The sequence below is a fragment of the uncultured Fibrobacter sp. genome (assembly GCF_947305105.1).
Taxonomy (GTDB): domain Bacteria; phylum Fibrobacterota; class Fibrobacteria; order Fibrobacterales; family Fibrobacteraceae; genus Fibrobacter.
On sequence record NZ_CAMZCS010000035.1, the window covers coordinates 1 to 15287 of the forward strand.

The window sequence follows — 15287 nt, forward strand, 5'->3', positions numbered from 1 at the left end:
CCAGAAGGCTTTTACGGAACTACCGGCGTAGCCGGTAGTTTTCTTTATACAATAAGTATCACGCACTTTGTGCGTTAATATAAGACGGCAAAGCCGTGATATTTCTCCCTAGCCCCTAGATTCTAGATCCTAACCCCTAACCACTATCTACCTCTTACCTCAAAGCGACCGAAGGGAGCGACCTCATACCTCAAAGCGCAGCAACCTCAAAGAGGCTTTAGCCCCGACCTCATAGCTAACTAGCGGAGATTGCTTCGCCTTCGGCTCGCAATGACAAATCCGGTATCCCTCATACTTTTTAGTGATTAGCACTCAAGAACAATACACCCCCCGAACCACCAACCACTGTTTACTAACCACTTTTCAGGCTCCAGGCGCGAGGCGCGAGGCACGAGGAGAGAGCGGTGAGCGACAACAACTTTTTCTCTCGTCTATCCCTAACCACCAACCACTAACCACTGTCTACTTCCTACTTCCCACTTCCTACTTCCTACCATCAACCTCATATCTCTCCGGCGCTTTACTCATGAACCGTCGATGCGTAAAGCCGTACCAAAGCGTCGGGTTTTGGGCAATGCGCTCCCCAAGCCATTCGTTGTACGATTCCATCACAGATTCCCTCTGGATTTCAACCGCATGCAAGACCTTCGTCGCATTCCCCCGTTCCTCCATCCAGCAAACGAAAACGGGCGTTTCGGGGCGATGCTTCAGCAAAAATTCCGGGAGCGGATTGTTGCAAACAGGCTTCCCCAAAAAAATTCCGTCGGTCGCACTCGGGATGCGACTATCCTGGTCGGCGAGCAAACAAAATAATTTGCCCTCATCCAACAATCGCAAAAACTCGCGAGGAGTACGGGCATCGACCGAATAACGGTAACCATCTACCGCACGGATGCGTCCTTCCAGAATACGATTGAGCCACGCCGGCTTCACGGGAATATAGCTCGCCTTGAGCGGAATTCCCAAGCAACAGAGCCACGGTCCGATTGCTTCGTAGTTGCCGTAGTGGGCGGTCAGGAAAATTCCTCCCCCGCGCATCTTGTCGAGGACTTCTGCCGAACCTTCGGCAATATCAAAATTCCAGCCGTCAACACGGCAGGGGTACGCAGAAAGTGCCGCAGGCAGACGTTTGAACATTCCGAAACGGAACAGGAGTTCGCCCGCATGGCGGGTCAAGTTTTTCAGAAGTTTGTCGTAATCGGGGATGCAGTTCAAAGCAGACGACACGTGCTTCGCATTGGCAAGAAACGTCTTCCGCTTCCAGCCAGCAAGTTTGAGCACCGTGTAAGCCACCCGCGCAAAGACCGCAGCGGCAATTCTTCCCTTGAAAAACATAGCGGATAAAAAAATACGAAAAATTTCTAAATTGCCAGTCAGAGGTTATTATGATTAGCGAAAAAAGCGGTAATGAATCCGAACGCGTGCAGCAAAGCGCATTCATCCAAGACGAGCCTGAAAATATCTGTCGCGGCAAGAGCACCATTCTCTGGACAAAGATTCTTCTCGTTTTCACCGTCATCACCGGATTATTCACCGAATACATCATTCACGTATTCGAGCCCTTCACGGAAATTTCAAATGGTTCAACCTCGATTCAACCTCCCCACCTGACCGATATTCTCGCCGGACTTTTATTCCTGTTCCTGCTTTTTTGCTTCGGCATCGTGTCGCTCGTGGTCATTTATAAATTCTGCAAATGGCTCTACCACTCCATCAAGTTCTTGCGCAAATACACATCGACCCAATTTTCCCCCGGCGCAGCCGTCTTCTGCACAATGATTCCATGGATCTGCGGGTTCCTTGACTACTTCATCTTCAAAGACATTCTCGCAAAGCAGGAAAAAGTTCTTACGGCAAAGGGCGAAAAATTCACTCCGCTCGACAAGAAAATTCTAACGTCAATTCCCATATTGACCGCGCTGATTTTCATTCCTACCCTATTGAGCAATATCGCTTCCGCGCGGATAGCGAGTATCGTCCTATTCGCCTTTTGTGTCGGAGCCTATATCAGGGCCATCTCGGCAATCATCGAGAACGAGAAATCGCTACATGCCATGCGCGAACGCGAAATCGTGGACCACAAAGTGGACGAAATCATGAGGCAACGAGGCATCGTCTAGACGGAACTTAAAATCAAGGACTGACTGAAGAGCCCATTCGTTCCCTACGTATAACATTGTCAAGACAATAGCGTTTACCCGCCCGAAATGGGCCGAAGAATGCGGAAAAGTATAGGAAATCGCACCAAAGCGCAACATTTTTTTTGTTTGAAGCCGACAAATGAAGTCTTTTTGTAAGAAAAATTGTATTTTAAGAAGAAACCAAAAATGATTCATTATGAGATTCCTACTCACAGGCCTAGTCTTACTATTTGTTGCATGCAGCAACAGTTCTTCCGAATTTTTAGATGAAACGGAAATCTCGTCGGAATCGTCCAGTTCCGAAGTTTCTATAGAATCCTCCAGTTCCGAAATCTCTATAGAACCATCCCTCGAAATGGAGGGGATGATTGCAGTCCATGGCGATGTGGTGACACTCGGCAGCAACGATGCCAAGTACAGGCCTTCGGAACGCCCCGCCATGAAGGTTCGCTTGGATTATGATTACTTCCTCGGCATACACGAAGTAACCTGCGGGGAATACCGTAAACTCGCAAAGAAGGCAAAACTCAAGGATTTCGGCAAGTGCGAGAACGACAGTCTGCCACTCTCCGATGTATCCTATTACGATGCGGTTCTCTTCGCAAACGCCAAGAGCAAGTCCGAAAGCAAAGACACGGCCTACACCTACAATGGTGTGGAATACGACAGCGAAGGCCACTGCACGAACCTGGATGCTTTCATGTTCCACCCTGAAACGGACGCATACCGTCTGCCGACCGAAGCGGAATGGGTGCATGCAGCATCGCAGGGCTGGAATCCTGAGAAGTTCAGCTGGAACGCCAGCAACTCGCAATACCATGCGCACACCGTCTGTAGTGCCGGTACAGATACTCTCGGGTTCTGTGACCTCGCGGGCAACGTGAAGGAGTGGGTAAACGACTGGGCCGGCGTTTTCTTTGACACGACTGTTACGAATTATCTAGGTGCACCCGACGGCGGAGACCTCAACGAGCGCGTGCTGAAGGGAGGCTACTTCTCGGAAAAGGCTTCCGAAATGAACGTCGTCGCCCGCGGAGACGACTACACCGTAGAAGCCTCTAGCCGCGCCGAACGCATTGGGTTCAGGCTCGCCTACGGCCACATTCTGTCCCCCATATGGCTCGATGCCACCGGACACGCAAAGAAAAGCATTATCACGCCACTGGCCAACATGGAATCGTTGAAGGCCTATACCGGAACGTACAAAACGATTCTAGCCTTCCGTAACGACATCAGCGGGGACCTCGCCTACATTGACTACAACGATGGCGGCATGGCCGTAACAGAAATTGAGGACACACTGGAAGTCTATCATCCGGACATTTCTCCCGATGGCATGCTCGTTGCCTTCTGCACCAAGCCCGAAGGCATCGCTGGTAAATCTGCGCTGTATGTGCGTGACTTGAATCCCGAAGGAAGCCACCTCGTAAAACTCAATGTCAAGAGCGCCGCCATCCCGCGATGGCGAGTCCTCAAGAACGGAGACACAGTCATCGTCTACGTGACCGACGCAGGGAGCAACAAGGATGAGTCGGCCTTTAGCGCAACCTCCACATGGCAAGTCAAGTTCGCCAATGGCAAGTTCGGTACGCCGAAAAAACTCTTCGACGGGGCATTCCACGGAGGCATTAGCGAAGACAACACACTTGCCGTTACAGGTGCAAGACTACTGCGAGCCCGCATCGCCAATTCCGGCTCCTCGCTCACCGAAAAAGCCCGCAACACCATCTGGTACGACAGCGAGCAGGCCTGCAATGCATCGCTCGCACAGGATGGCAGCAAGCGTACCGCCTTCCTCGACTTCGGCGGAAAACCCGGTCGGAAATTTGCCGGAGAAAGCTACGCCACGCACGAGCGCATCCTGATTGCCGACAGCAACGGAAAGTTGATACAAACCATCAAGGCTCCTGCAGGCTATACCTTCGACCACAGCGAATGGGCAAGTGACGGAGCGACTTCGAACCTCGTCGCGACACTCACGAATGTAGATGGTGCGCATAAGAAAATCGTGCTCGCAAGCCCTTCCGACAGCAGCATCCTGGAACTTGCCGAAGGGGAAGAACTCTGGCATCCGTGCCTGTGGGTGAAGAAAGTAAACACATCTTCCTCGGAAACCTCATCCGTTTCAAATATCCCTGATATTCCAAACTCATCTAACTCCTCGGATTCATCAAATATCCCCGAGTCCTCCAATACCTCGGATACCCCAGATTCATCGAACACCTCGGGTTCTTCGGACATCCCCGATTCCACGAATACATCGGATCCCACGGATACGGACGAAGAAATTTTCAAACTTGATCCCGATAGCGCAGGCATCTATTACAATTCTTCGGGCGCAAGCCCTAACGCTCTAGAATATCGCTACAAGTTGGAATTGTTGTGGCAATATAGAGATTCAATCAATGTCGTGATTTTTGGATCGTCGCGAGCCCTGCGAGGCGTAGCTCCAATTGAATTTGACAAACCCGTTTTTGCCGTCAACATGGCAATCTCTGCAACCGTCATCAACGCCCACAGTCCCTTGTTCTATAATTATGTATTACCTCATTGCAAAAAATTGAAGGCTATCGTTCTTTCACTTGATTTGGACAGAAGCTCTAATGACGGCAAAAACAACAAAAACATGTTTTATGAGGCATACAAGTCCTACCCGGGACATGTTTATGATATGAATCATAACTACTGGAAGGATTACTTTCCGCCTAAATTAGCTTCGATGACATATGAAGCCCCAGGCCGACGGGATATGGCAGAAAACTTTAGACCTACGAGAGGGTTCAAAAGCAACATGGCTCATGGGTGGGGAGAACCGGTAATTTCGGACGATTCCTGCTGGATGGATAAAAGGAAATCTTCCTTCCGCAAAAACTTTGACCTATTTGTCGAATTACTCAAGACATGCAAAGAAAAGAACATCTATGTGATAGGGGTACTTTTCCCGATGAATCCGAAGTATGCAGAAACGGGAGCTTATGGATATGCCGGGCTCAGGAGAAGCGAGGTCCCGGCCGTTATCCAAGAAATCGCTGATTTGCAAAAGACATATCCGAATTTCATTCTGATGGACGAAAATAAGATGGGAAACCATGACTATACAGATGACATGGCGGATGACTACAATCATTTAAGCCAAACTGGAGCGGTCCAAATGACCCACCGCATCGATTCCCTCCTCAAAACTTTGAACATTAATTTTGGTGACTAAAACGACAAACAAATCTTTTTCAAGAAAAAATGTATTTTTGAAGTAATTATGAGTGAAAACTGTCTTTTCTGCAAAATCATCAAGGGTGAAATCCCTTCCAAGAAAATCTACGAAGACGACGACGTGTTCGCCTTCTACGATATCGCCCCCCAAGCACCGGTACATTTCCTCGTGGTGCCCAAACGCCACATTTCGACCATCATGGACATGAAGCCCGAAGACTGCGAGCTCGTGGGCAAGATGCTCTACCGCGCCCAGATTATCGCGAAGGAGCTCGGCCTCGAAGAAAACGGAGCACGCTTCGTGTTCAACTGCAAGGCCGATGCCGGACAGACCGTATTCCACATCCACCTGCATGTGGTCGGCGGACAAGTCATGGGCTGGCCACCGTTCCCGAAGGAGTAATCAGGTCGCTCCCTACGGTCGCTTCGAGGCACGTGGCTCGAGGTTCGAGGAGCGAGCAGTGAGCAATGAGCAGTGGGCTGCGAGGATTCAAAAGACAAGTAAGCAGTTAAAGGTCAAACTCGTAGTTCACTCCCCTAACCACGAACCACTGTTTACTAACCACTCTTTACCTCATACCTCAAAGGGGCTTTAGCCCCGACCTCACGGCACATCTATGATCAAGTCCCGCGCCATAGTCCTGCATCGCTACGCCTACAGCGATTCGAGCTGGATCGTCAAGGCCCTCACGGAAGAAGTCGGCATCGTCTCCTTCATCGTAAAAGGAGGCAAGCGGAAGGAATCCCCCTTCAAGGGAGCGCTCGACCCACTCGCCCTGAGCGAGGTCGTTTTTCGGCAGAACCCGAATGCCGAACTGCAGTTCATCAAAGAAGCGACACTCATCGAATGGAGAAAAAACCTTCGCGAAGACCTGCTCGCCCTCGCAAAAGCGCAAGTCATGGCAGAAATCCTCTTGCGTTATGCTCCGCAAGGAGTTCCGTTGCAATCGGAGTTCATGTTACTAGAGCAAGCGACAAGTGAACTCGACCAGACAGGAACAAATGCACTCCACGACAATCAGGGCAACTACGACACCTCTACAGATTTAACGCAAGCGCAAATCCCGAAATCAAACATTTTCGCCCGATGGCTGCTCGACACCTGCGAAGCATGGGGATACTCTCTCGACCTCGCCACATGCAGCCGCTGCGGAAAAATTCTAGACGCACCGCCGGCAGACTTCATTCCCGAAACAGGCGCCGTCATCTGCAAAGATTGCATCGGCACGGGAATGGCACACATGCGCGAAGAGACCTCGCTTGGAATTTGGAACTTGTTGACCAACAACAAGATAACACACTCGCAATATGTCGAGAACGCACTCCTCTCCTACCTGCGCAAGCACATCGGCTTCCTCAAGGAAATCAAGTCGCTCCAGTTCCTGAACGAAACCCGCAAACTCTTCAGCAACTAATATATACCACTATATATATAGTGACATCATCCAAAACATTACAGCATTCAGCATCATTGCATTCCCAAACATTCAGCAATTCAGCATCCCCTAAGCAATCGCGAGAACACCCTCAAGTCTCAAAGATATTTTCTAAGCGTCTTGAGAATGGAGCGTCGGCCCCTCCCGCATCATCTTTTTTACTATTTTTTGTAAAACAAAAAAGAAGGTTCTCATGTTAACTCCAGAAGATCTCAAGGCAAAAAAATCACAAGGTGAAAAAATATCCATGATAACCGCCTACGATTTCGCATTTGCGCAAATGGCGGAAGCTGCCGGGGTTGACCAGATTCTCGTTGGCGATAGTCTCGCGAACACCATGCTCGGTTACAAGAGCACGCGCGAAATCGGCATGAACGAAATGCTCATCTTCGTTGCAGCAGTCTGCCGTGGAGCTCCCAACACGCACGTGGTTGCCGACATGCCCTACCTGAGCGACAAGGATCCGCAAACGGCGTACGATAACGCTATGCGCTTCATGGACTTAGGGGCAGCAAGCATCAAGCTCGAAGGCACACCCGAAGGAGTCATCGAATTCCTACGCAGCAAAGACATTCCCGTGTGCGCACACCTCGGGCTACTCCCGCAAACCGCAGAGAACTTCAAACAGAAAGGCAAGACAGAAGAAGAAGCGCACGCCATCGAAGATGCTGCAAAGTTCGTCGACAGTCTCGGTTGCTTTGAAACTGTGCTCGAGCACATCCCTGAAGAACTCGGAAAGAAGATTACCCGCGAAGTAAAAAGTGTCACCATCGGTATCGGCGGCGGAAAATTTACGGACGGTCAGGTACTCGTGATGCACGACGCTCTCGGAATGCACCAGCGCAAGCTCCCTCCGTTCGCCACGAAGTTCGTGGACATGTTTGCTCTCGGAACCGAAGGGATCAAGAAATATATCGACAGCGTCAAAGCCAAGCAGTAAGCGGATTCCAGCGGTATCACTTTATATACAATTCTTTGAGCATCATTGAGTTACAATCAAACATCGGTATGTGTGCCGATGTTTTTTTCGTGCGTTAAAATCACATATAAACTAGAAAATAGGGTATCTGGAAGACAAAATTTTTCGAATGGCAAAAAATGACTTGTCAATACCCTTTAAAAAAAAAAATGAAAAAAATTTAAAAAAATGTTGATTATTTGTGAAAATAAAGTTATTTTATAGTCATCAAACAACAAACCCTCAAAAAAAGGAAGATAAAATGGCTACAACAACAAAGAAACCTGCCAAGAAACCCGCTACTGCTAAGAAGCCGGCCAAGAAGCCGTCTACTGCAAAGAAGCCGGCCAAGAAGCCGTCTACTGCTAAGAAGCCGTCTGCTGCTAAGAAGCCGGCCGCTGCTAAGAAGCCGGCCGCTGCTAAGAAGCCGTCTGCTGCCAAGAAGCCGTCTGCTGCTAAGAAGCCGGCCGCTGCCAAGAAGCCGTCTGCTGCTAAGAAGCCGTCCGCTGCTAAGAAGCCGGCCGCTGCCAAGAAGCCGTCTGCTGCCAAGAAGCCGGCTGCTGCTAAGAAGCCCGCTGCTGCTAAGAAGCCGGCTGCCAAGAAGTAATTCTTCCAAGGCTATTATGGAAAGGCTCCGCTTCGGCGGGGCCTTTTCTTTTTTAGCATGACTGCAAATACTATCTTTATAGTCATGATTTCAGAAGAAGACTTGACCAAGCAACAAAGCATTCCCTACGAGGAACGCATTTCCCGAATAGAAAAACTTCTCGAAGGCAAGGAGAAGCCAAGAGCGTTCGAACTCGGCTTGCTACTCGCCCTCAAGATGGGCCAAGAAATCCGCGAGAAGAAACCGCTCGGAAGCACCACGGCAAAGATGGTCGCCGAATGGAACAGAACTTACTCATCCTCGTTGGTTGAAGAAGCCATCGCCAGTGCGAAAGAATTCCTCACGAACCCGGCAAAGCTCGCCGAGAAAATCAAGGCGGGGATGAAAAAGATTGACGAGAAACGTGACGACGCCGATAAATCCGATGAAACAGAGTCGAAGGATTTGAGCGAGGGTGAAAATGGATAACAAACTCCAAGCCACCATCGACATCGGGAGCCACAGTTGCATCCTGCTGATAGCCGCATTCGAGGATAAGGTCACGGAGCAGGCCAAAGCAACCGAGAACAAAAAAGTTCTCGTGCCAAAACTCCAGAAGGTGGAAGTTTGCCGCCTGGGCGAAGACATTTACGAGTGTGGGCACATCACAGAAGCGAGGATCCAGGAACTCACGCAAATCATGACGAAGTTCCGCATGGACCTGCATGCCCTCGGTGCCGACCTCAAGGCAGTCGCCATGACCGAGGCCATGCGCCGCGCCAGCAATCCCGACGAAGTCATCGAAGCGGTGGAAAAAGCAATCTGGATGAAGCCCCGCATCATCTCCGGCGAAGAAGAAGGACGACTCACCTTCCGCTCCGTCAAGGAATGGCACGGCTCCGACATCGTCACTATCGACATCGGTGGCGGATCCACGGAACTGTGCAACGGCGAGACATCGCTTTCGATTCCCGTCGGTGCACTCAAGATGTTCAAGGCGATGGGTCCCATCCCCGGCCCCGAATACAAAAAGTTCGTCAAGGAAACTTTCAAGGAAGTCAGCTTCAAGGGAATGACCAAGAAACCCGTCTACCTTATCGGCGGAACGGGAACGGCACTTGCAATGGTGTTCCTCGACAAGCAAAAGTTTGACTACAAGGCCATCGAAGGCCTGGAAATGAGCATCACCGACCTGGAAAACGTCACCACGCGAATCACGAACCTCTCCAAAGAACTTCGCGCGATGCTCCCGGGACTTGAAAACGGAAGGCACGAAGTCATCATCTGCGGACTGTTCTGGTTGCGTTCCCTCCTGGAAAAACTCCGCGTCGAGACTTTCAAGATCAGTACGGCAGGCCTCCGCTTCGGTCTGCTCTACCCGCCGGAGCCGGAACCGGAAGAAAAGCCGAAGCCCAAGCGCGTTCCGCCCTGGATGAAGAACAAGCAAGAAGCCGCCCCGGAGGATTCCTCCACATGAGAATAAATAAGTACATATCTCTTTGCGGCATCGCAAGCCGCCGCGCCGCCGACACATTGATTGCCGACGGTCTTGTTCAGGTGAACGGAGAGACAATCACCGATCTCGGGCACCAAGTAGACGAGACCAAGGACAAAGTCATTGTCGATGGGAAACCGGCAAAGCTCCCCACCAAAACAAAGACCATCCTGTTCCACAAACCGCCCGGATGCGTTTGCACCAAGGTCGACCCGCAGGGCCGCCGCACCGTGTACGATTACCTGCCTCCCGGATTCCAACACCTCAAATATGTAGGCCGACTTGACTTGCAAAGCCGCGGGCTGTTGCTGTTCACCGACGATGGCGAACTGTTGCATAGGCTCACCCACCCCAGCTACGAAATCCCGCGCAGTTACTATGTGTGGACGACACGCCCCCTCAGCGATTCAGCCGCACAGAAACTGGTTGACGGCGTTGACATCCGCGACGAAAACGATCCCGATGCAGAAGAGGAAATCGCCTTCGCCACCGACGTCTACCTCGAAAACGGATTCGCCGAACTCGTGCTCACCGAGGGCAAGAACCGCGAAATCCGCCGCATGATGCGCGCCGTCGGCTACGAAATCCGCGACCTCAAGCGCGTGAGCTACTGCAAGATTCAGCTGGGAGAACTCCCCGCAGGCGAATACAGGGAACTGACTGCGGATGAAATGAACAAGTTGAGACAGGCGGTGAGGATGAAGTAGCTATGAGGTATGAGGTAAATAGTAGGAAGTAGGAAGTAGACAGTGGTTAGGGATTAGGATCTAGAATCTAGGGGCTAGGGAGAAATATCACGGCTTCGCCGTCTTATATTGACGCACGAAGTGCGTGATTCTTTTCACTAGCCTCCCACCTAAAGGTGGCCATGCCCACATAAGTGCTAAAGCACTAAGTGGTCAAAGGTAGCCTCTATTCTCTAGTCTCTCTCCTCGTGCCTGGAAACCTAATATGAATAGAACATTATACATAGGTGACGTTCATGGTTGCGCCGACGAACTGGAAGCAATCGTAGACAAGTTTGGCTTTGTCCGCGGCTCCGATACGCTCTACCAGACCGGCGACATTATAAATAAGGGCCCCGACATGATGCGGGCGCTGAAGTTCGTCGTCGATAACGGAATCTTGACCGTGCGCGGGAACCACGAAGAACACCTCATCCGCTCGATGGAAACACCCCCCTCCCAGTGGAGCGAAAAGCAGAAGAAGCGTTTTGCACGGCTCCCGCTCGAAGACTGGATATATATACGCGACATCGTGAAAGACTGGCCACTCTGGCGCGACACCCCGCACGCGCTGCTCGTGCATGCCGGCCTCGAACCCGGCAAGACGAGGCTAGAAGACATGAGCCCCGAAGTGTTGCTGTCTATCCGCAAGTGGAATGACGAACCTTGGTACAAGCAAGTCACCTGGCCCAAGACGGTCGTGTTCGGGCACTGGGCCAAGAAAGGTTTTGTCCACCGCCCCGGATTCATCGGGCTTGACTCGGGCTGCGTCTACGGAAAATACCTTACCGCATGGTGCCCCGAAGAAGACAAGTTCTACGAAATCCCGGCACGCCGCGAATACACGCCAGTAAAAGACAAGACCAAGGAATCGGAAGTTTCTCCATGCAAAGTCGCTGGCGATGCTAGCAAAAACATCATCACCTTCGACAATATCCGCGAAAAAATCATGCGCGGAGAAATCACCCCCACAAACGAGACTCCCGAAGAGGCCAACATCCGCAAGGCGAGTCCGTCCATCTCGGCGGAATGGGCTGGCTACAGATTATAGTGCGGTTCATCTTATTTTATTTTAGTATCTTTAAAAAAAAACGAGCAGTCACAATGAAAAAATTCCTAGTAACATTATTATTCCTTAGCATTTTCAGCACAAGCGCCTTTGCAGACGAAGGCGAAGGCTATTGGCCGCGTTCCTACTTTGCGGGCGTCGGCTTCGGCGTCGTGGCAACCCGCGGCGATATTGGTGACAACAACATATCCGGAAAAACGGAAAACGGAGATAAAGAAACAGTTCATCTACCGTCCCTAAATATCTTTATGATGCCCGACTTTTTCCTGGGTGTCAACATTGCTCAGTTTTCGCTTTCTGCAAATTTCAACTACTGGAACCTTACCGAATCGCTGGGCGGATTCCCAGACAAATCCATCAAAGAAAATATTCGCATTTGGAGATTTGGAGTCGAGTTCATCTACAACTTCTTTTGGCCGGAATTCTTCCAGCCAGGAATCGGCCTCGGTTACGCCTACACGAGCATCAAAAGCGAAAACAGCGTTTTCCCCGCCGACGAATCCAAGGAAAAAACCGCATCGGAGTTGATGGGATCTTCGTTAGCCCTCATCATGAATATCCGCTATTTTTTGACGGAAAACCTGATAATAGAACCCTCTCTCAAGTTCTACGAAACCTGGTTCAGCAACATCAACACGGAAAACGCCGGGACCAACGAACTGAAACATAAGATTTGGCAAACATTCGCGTTCGTAGAACTCTCTTTTATATACCAGTTCTAAGAGAAGGCGGGGGTGCAGCAAGGGTTTAAAATTCTATCTTTGGCGCCATGAAAACGAAATCACGCATCGCTCTCGCCCTGATACTGGCCTCCGCCACCGCAACCTATGCCATGGACGATGATGGCTGGGCCACGACCTACGAATCCCTTTCCGCTTTCGACAGTTCCATTCCCATCTATGGAAACCGTCCCGATTACGTGAAGCCCATTATCACGAACCTCGGAACCATCCTCAACAGCAACTGGGTTTCTAGCGCAGGGGTTCCCAAAAGTTTCACGTTCGAGGCTGGCCTGCCCTTCGCCATCGTGCCTATCACAGATGACGACCGCAGTTACACGACATCCATTGACATTCTCGGACAACGTATCAGCTACGAGACGCCGACCATCTTTGGCGAGCACGGCAACGTGCAGCAACCAGACAATCGCATCTATGGTAACGAGAACTTGAACAGCCTCGGAGTGTTTACCTACCCGTACCTCCAGCTGGCAGGCAGTTTCTACCATGCAAGGCTTGTCTTGCGCGGCATGTTCCTCCCCTCCATCAGCCAACTTCAAAAATTCAACTTGTTCGGGTTCGGCCTGCAATACAGTTTTGGGCACTTCTTCCAGTACAAGCTCCCCAAGGCAGCACAACCCCTTGACGTGAGCCTCATGTTCGGCTACAGCACCAGCGGCATCGGCTACCAGCCCGACGATTACAATGGCGAACTGGACCTGGACATCAGCGCATACACGATCAATCTCGTTGTCGGCTACAAGCCCATCCAGCTCGTCGAAATCATGATGTCCCTCGGCTACCAGAATTCTAGCATGAAATCCAGCGGCCATCTCGTCAACAAGGACAATCCCCTACAACAGATCAATCCGAACTTGACCGTCAAGGGAAACAACGGTTTCCGTTTCGGCATCGAAGTCGCACTGCAACTGGGTTCGTTCCATCCTGTCGTCGGCTACGATTACGTAGGAAAGTCCTCGTTCACCACGAACATCCTTTACTTCAAGCAGAGCCTGGGCAAAGACAAGACCCCCGACGAAATCGCGAAAGAAAAAGAATCGGTGAGCAATGCAAAAACGGAACCCCAAGAAACGTCCGTAACGCAAGAATCCGCAGAAACAACGGAAGCGGAACAGGGAGAGTCCGAAGCAACGGAAACAGAAGCTGAAGAACCCTCCGAAGAACAGCCCACCGAACAGTCCGAGGACTCCGCTCAGGAGGAAGAAAGTTTCTAACAAAAACTTAAAAACAAAAAAAGAAGGCAAAAGATGATTACATTCCTTATCGGCATTGCCATTCTGATTGGCGGCTACTTCACATACGGCAAGTTCGTGGAACGAATTTTCGGACCCGACAACAGGAACACTCCCGCCGTGCAAAACCCGGACGGAGTGGACCGCATGGTCCTGCCGCACTGGAAAAACGTACTCATCCAGCTCCTGAACATCGCAGGCATCGGCCCCGTCATCGGAGTCATCCTGGGCATCAAATTCGGTGCCATCGTGTTCATCCTGCTCCCCATCGGCAACGTGTTCGGCGGTGCAGTACACGACTACTTCTCGGGCATGATCAGCATGCGCAACAATGGCGTAAACGTCCCCGCCCTTTCGCGCAAGTTCCTGGGTAACGGCCCGTCCAAGGTGGTGATCGCCCTCATCTCCGTGGCGCTCCTCCTCGTGGGAGCCGTGTTCACCAACACCCCGGCAGCCCTCATCAACACGCCGATTCTCGCCGGTTCCGCCGTATCCCCGACTTTGTTCTGGATTGCGGTCGCAGTCATTTTCGCCTACTACTTCGCGAGCACCTTCTTCCCCATCGACAAGATTATCGGTCGCATCTACCCCGTGTTCGGCGGCCTCCTGATTCTCGCCTCCCTCGGTATCCTGATTGGCATCGCTCCGCAGCTCGGCACTCTCGACGAAATCTGCTTCAGCGACATTGCATCCAACTTCACGCAGCATCCGGCACACCAGCCCATCATCCCAATGTTGTTCGTAACGATTGCCTGCGGCATCATCAGCGGATTCCACAGCACGCAGAGCCCGCTCGTTGCCCGCACCGAAAAGACCGAACACACCGGCCGCCAGACCTTCTACGGCATGATGATTGTCGAAGGCCTTATCGGCATGATCTGGGCCGCCGGCGGCATGTTCATCTACCATCACATGCCCGAACTCATCACGGGTGCAAGCGGCGTGAAAGTCCTGAGTGAACTTGTCTCTACCGTTATCCCGTTCGCACCGATTTCCATCCTCGTCGTCGTGGGCGTCATCATCCTCGCGATTACCAGTGGCGACACGAGCCTGCGCAGCCTCCGTCTCACGATTGCCGAACTCACCGGTATGGATCAGACCTCCGTCAGGAACCGCCTCATTCTGACGGTCCCGATGTTCACGCTCTGCGCGGTCATCATCTTCTGGAGCAACCTGAACCCCGAAGGCTTCAATATCCTTTGGAACTACTTCAGCTGGAGCAACCAGCTCATGGCCGTGTGCAGCCTCTGCGTCGCCGTGGTCTACCTCCGCTGCAAAAAGAAGAACTTCTGGGTTGCGCTCATCCCGTGCCTGTTCATGGCCTTCATCACCAGCGACTATATCCTGTGGGTGAGCCCCGAGAACCTGAAGGGCGCTCCGGTGGGCTTTGGCCTCAACTACAACGTCGCCATCGTGCTCGCCGCCGTGGTTGCCATTGTCCTCGTCACTTTGCTTTGCAGGCGTGGCAAGAAGCTCTCCCAGAAATCGGATTTCAACCCGGACCACTGGGAATAAGCGAGTTTTCGACAAAGAACTTTGATAAACAGAGCGTACACCGCTCTGTTTTTTTTGTTTTTTTACGTTATTTTCCGATTTTTTTAGTATATTTATGCTTTCTCTTGGAAATGCCAAAGGAAATGTACCGGCCGTTCGTCAAGCGGGCAGCCGTTTTTGTTTTTTTGACAGGGCTTGCCC

14 protein-coding genes are annotated in these 15287 nt (G+C 51.3%); 13 read left to right on the forward strand and 1 reads right to left on the reverse strand.

The genetic code is table 11. From position 1 onward, the window contains the following. Positions 1–483 precede the first annotated feature (483 nt). A complete protein-coding gene (locus Q0Y46_RS12575; RefSeq protein WP_297947803.1) occupies positions 484–1335 on the reverse strand; it encodes a lysophospholipid acyltransferase family protein in 852 nt (283 codons plus the stop codon). A 50-nt stretch (positions 1336–1385) separates the two neighbouring features. Here Q0Y46_RS12575 and Q0Y46_RS12580 point away from each other — a divergent pair, with 50 nt between their 5' ends. From Q0Y46_RS12580 to Q0Y46_RS12640, 13 genes are all read left to right on the forward strand, one after another. Further along, a complete protein-coding gene (locus Q0Y46_RS12580; RefSeq protein ID WP_297947804.1) occupies positions 1386–2120 on the forward strand; it encodes a hypothetical protein in 735 nt (244 codons plus the stop codon). 217 nt (positions 2121–2337) lie between these two features. Further along, positions 2338–5349, forward strand: a complete 3012-nt coding sequence (locus Q0Y46_RS12585) for a D-alanyl-lipoteichoic acid biosynthesis protein DltD (RefSeq protein WP_297947806.1) — start codon at positions 2338–2340, stop codon at positions 5347–5349. A 48-nt stretch (positions 5350–5397) separates the two neighbouring features. Further along, positions 5398–5754: a histidine triad nucleotide-binding protein gene (locus tag Q0Y46_RS12590; RefSeq protein ID WP_297947808.1), complete on the forward strand. Its 357-nt coding sequence runs from the start codon at positions 5398–5400 to the stop codon at positions 5752–5754. A gap of 214 nt (positions 5755–5968) precedes the next feature. After that, entirely contained in the window at positions 5969–6766 is a 798-nt protein-coding gene (gene recO / locus Q0Y46_RS12595) for a DNA repair protein RecO (protein ID WP_295678282.1), read from the forward strand. Between the two features lie 214 nt (positions 6767–6980). After that, positions 6981–7727: a 3-methyl-2-oxobutanoate hydroxymethyltransferase gene (gene panB / locus Q0Y46_RS12600; RefSeq protein ID WP_295678278.1), complete on the forward strand. Its 747-nt coding sequence runs from the start codon at positions 6981–6983 to the stop codon at positions 7725–7727. A 280-nt stretch (positions 7728–8007) separates the two neighbouring features. Next, a complete protein-coding gene (locus Q0Y46_RS12605; protein WP_297947810.1) occupies positions 8008–8352 on the forward strand; it encodes a hypothetical protein in 345 nt (114 codons plus the stop codon). 84 nt (positions 8353–8436) lie between these two features. Continuing rightward, positions 8437–8820, forward strand: coding sequence for a hypothetical protein (locus Q0Y46_RS12610; RefSeq protein ID WP_297947811.1), 384 nt, complete (start codon positions 8437–8439; stop codon positions 8818–8820). Then, complete coding sequence (locus Q0Y46_RS12615) at positions 8813–9808, forward strand: phosphatase (RefSeq protein WP_297947813.1); 996 nt, start codon at positions 8813–8815, stop codon at positions 9806–9808. Before Q0Y46_RS12610 ends, Q0Y46_RS12615 begins: the two co-directional genes overlap by 8 nt. Next, entirely contained in the window at positions 9805–10533 is a 729-nt protein-coding gene (locus tag Q0Y46_RS12620) for a pseudouridine synthase (protein WP_295678274.1), read from the forward strand. Before Q0Y46_RS12615 ends, Q0Y46_RS12620 begins: the two co-directional genes overlap by 4 nt. Before the next feature lie 244 nt (positions 10534–10777). Then, positions 10778–11602 (forward strand): metallophosphoesterase, encoded by an 825-nt coding sequence (locus tag Q0Y46_RS12625; RefSeq protein ID WP_297947815.1) that lies wholly within the window; start codon positions 10778–10780, stop codon positions 11600–11602. A 53-nt stretch (positions 11603–11655) separates the two neighbouring features. Then, positions 11656–12342 (forward strand): hypothetical protein, encoded by a 687-nt coding sequence (locus Q0Y46_RS12630; RefSeq protein WP_295678271.1) that lies wholly within the window; start codon positions 11656–11658, stop codon positions 12340–12342. Positions 12343–12389: 47 nt separating this feature from the next. Then, a complete protein-coding gene (locus tag Q0Y46_RS12635) occupies positions 12390–13574 on the forward strand; it encodes a DUF6588 family protein (RefSeq protein WP_295678270.1) in 1185 nt (394 codons plus the stop codon). A gap of 33 nt (positions 13575–13607) precedes the next feature. Then, the gene (locus Q0Y46_RS12640; RefSeq protein ID WP_297947817.1) at positions 13608–15107 is read left to right on the forward strand and encodes a carbon starvation CstA family protein; all 1500 of its coding nucleotides are present in this window, start codon (positions 13608–13610) and stop codon (positions 15105–15107) included. Positions 15108–15287 lie beyond the last annotated feature (180 nt).

Excerpts from the sequence above, each read along its gene's own strand:
- Q0Y46_RS12575 (WP_297947803.1), bottom strand. The coding sequence starts at position 1,335 with ATGTTTTTCAAGGGAAGAATTGCCGCTGCGGTCTTTGCGCGGGTGGCT.
- Q0Y46_RS12580 (WP_297947804.1), top strand. The coding sequence starts at position 1,386 with ATGATTAGCGAAAAAAGCGGTAATGAATCCGAACGCGTGCAGCAAAGC.
- Q0Y46_RS12585 (WP_297947806.1), top strand. The coding sequence starts at position 2,338 with ATGAGATTCCTACTCACAGGCCTAGTCTTACTATTTGTTGCATGCAGC.
- Q0Y46_RS12590 (WP_297947808.1), top strand. The coding sequence starts at position 5,398 with ATGAGTGAAAACTGTCTTTTCTGCAAAATCATCAAGGGTGAAATCCCT.
- recO (WP_295678282.1), top strand. The coding sequence starts at position 5,969 with ATGATCAAGTCCCGCGCCATAGTCCTGCATCGCTACGCCTACAGCGAT.
- panB (WP_295678278.1), top strand. The coding sequence starts at position 6,981 with ATGTTAACTCCAGAAGATCTCAAGGCAAAAAAATCACAAGGTGAAAAA.
- Q0Y46_RS12605 (WP_297947810.1), top strand. The coding sequence starts at position 8,008 with ATGGCTACAACAACAAAGAAACCTGCCAAGAAACCCGCTACTGCTAAG.
- Q0Y46_RS12610 (WP_297947811.1), top strand. The coding sequence starts at position 8,437 with ATGATTTCAGAAGAAGACTTGACCAAGCAACAAAGCATTCCCTACGAG.
- Q0Y46_RS12615 (WP_297947813.1), top strand. The coding sequence starts at position 8,813 with ATGGATAACAAACTCCAAGCCACCATCGACATCGGGAGCCACAGTTGC.
- Q0Y46_RS12620 (WP_295678274.1), top strand. The coding sequence starts at position 9,805 with ATGAGAATAAATAAGTACATATCTCTTTGCGGCATCGCAAGCCGCCGC.
- Q0Y46_RS12625 (WP_297947815.1), top strand. The coding sequence starts at position 10,778 with ATGAATAGAACATTATACATAGGTGACGTTCATGGTTGCGCCGACGAA.
- Q0Y46_RS12630 (WP_295678271.1), top strand. The coding sequence starts at position 11,656 with ATGAAAAAATTCCTAGTAACATTATTATTCCTTAGCATTTTCAGCACA.
- Q0Y46_RS12635 (WP_295678270.1), top strand. The coding sequence starts at position 12,390 with ATGAAAACGAAATCACGCATCGCTCTCGCCCTGATACTGGCCTCCGCC.
- Q0Y46_RS12640 (WP_297947817.1), top strand. The coding sequence starts at position 13,608 with ATGATTACATTCCTTATCGGCATTGCCATTCTGATTGGCGGCTACTTC.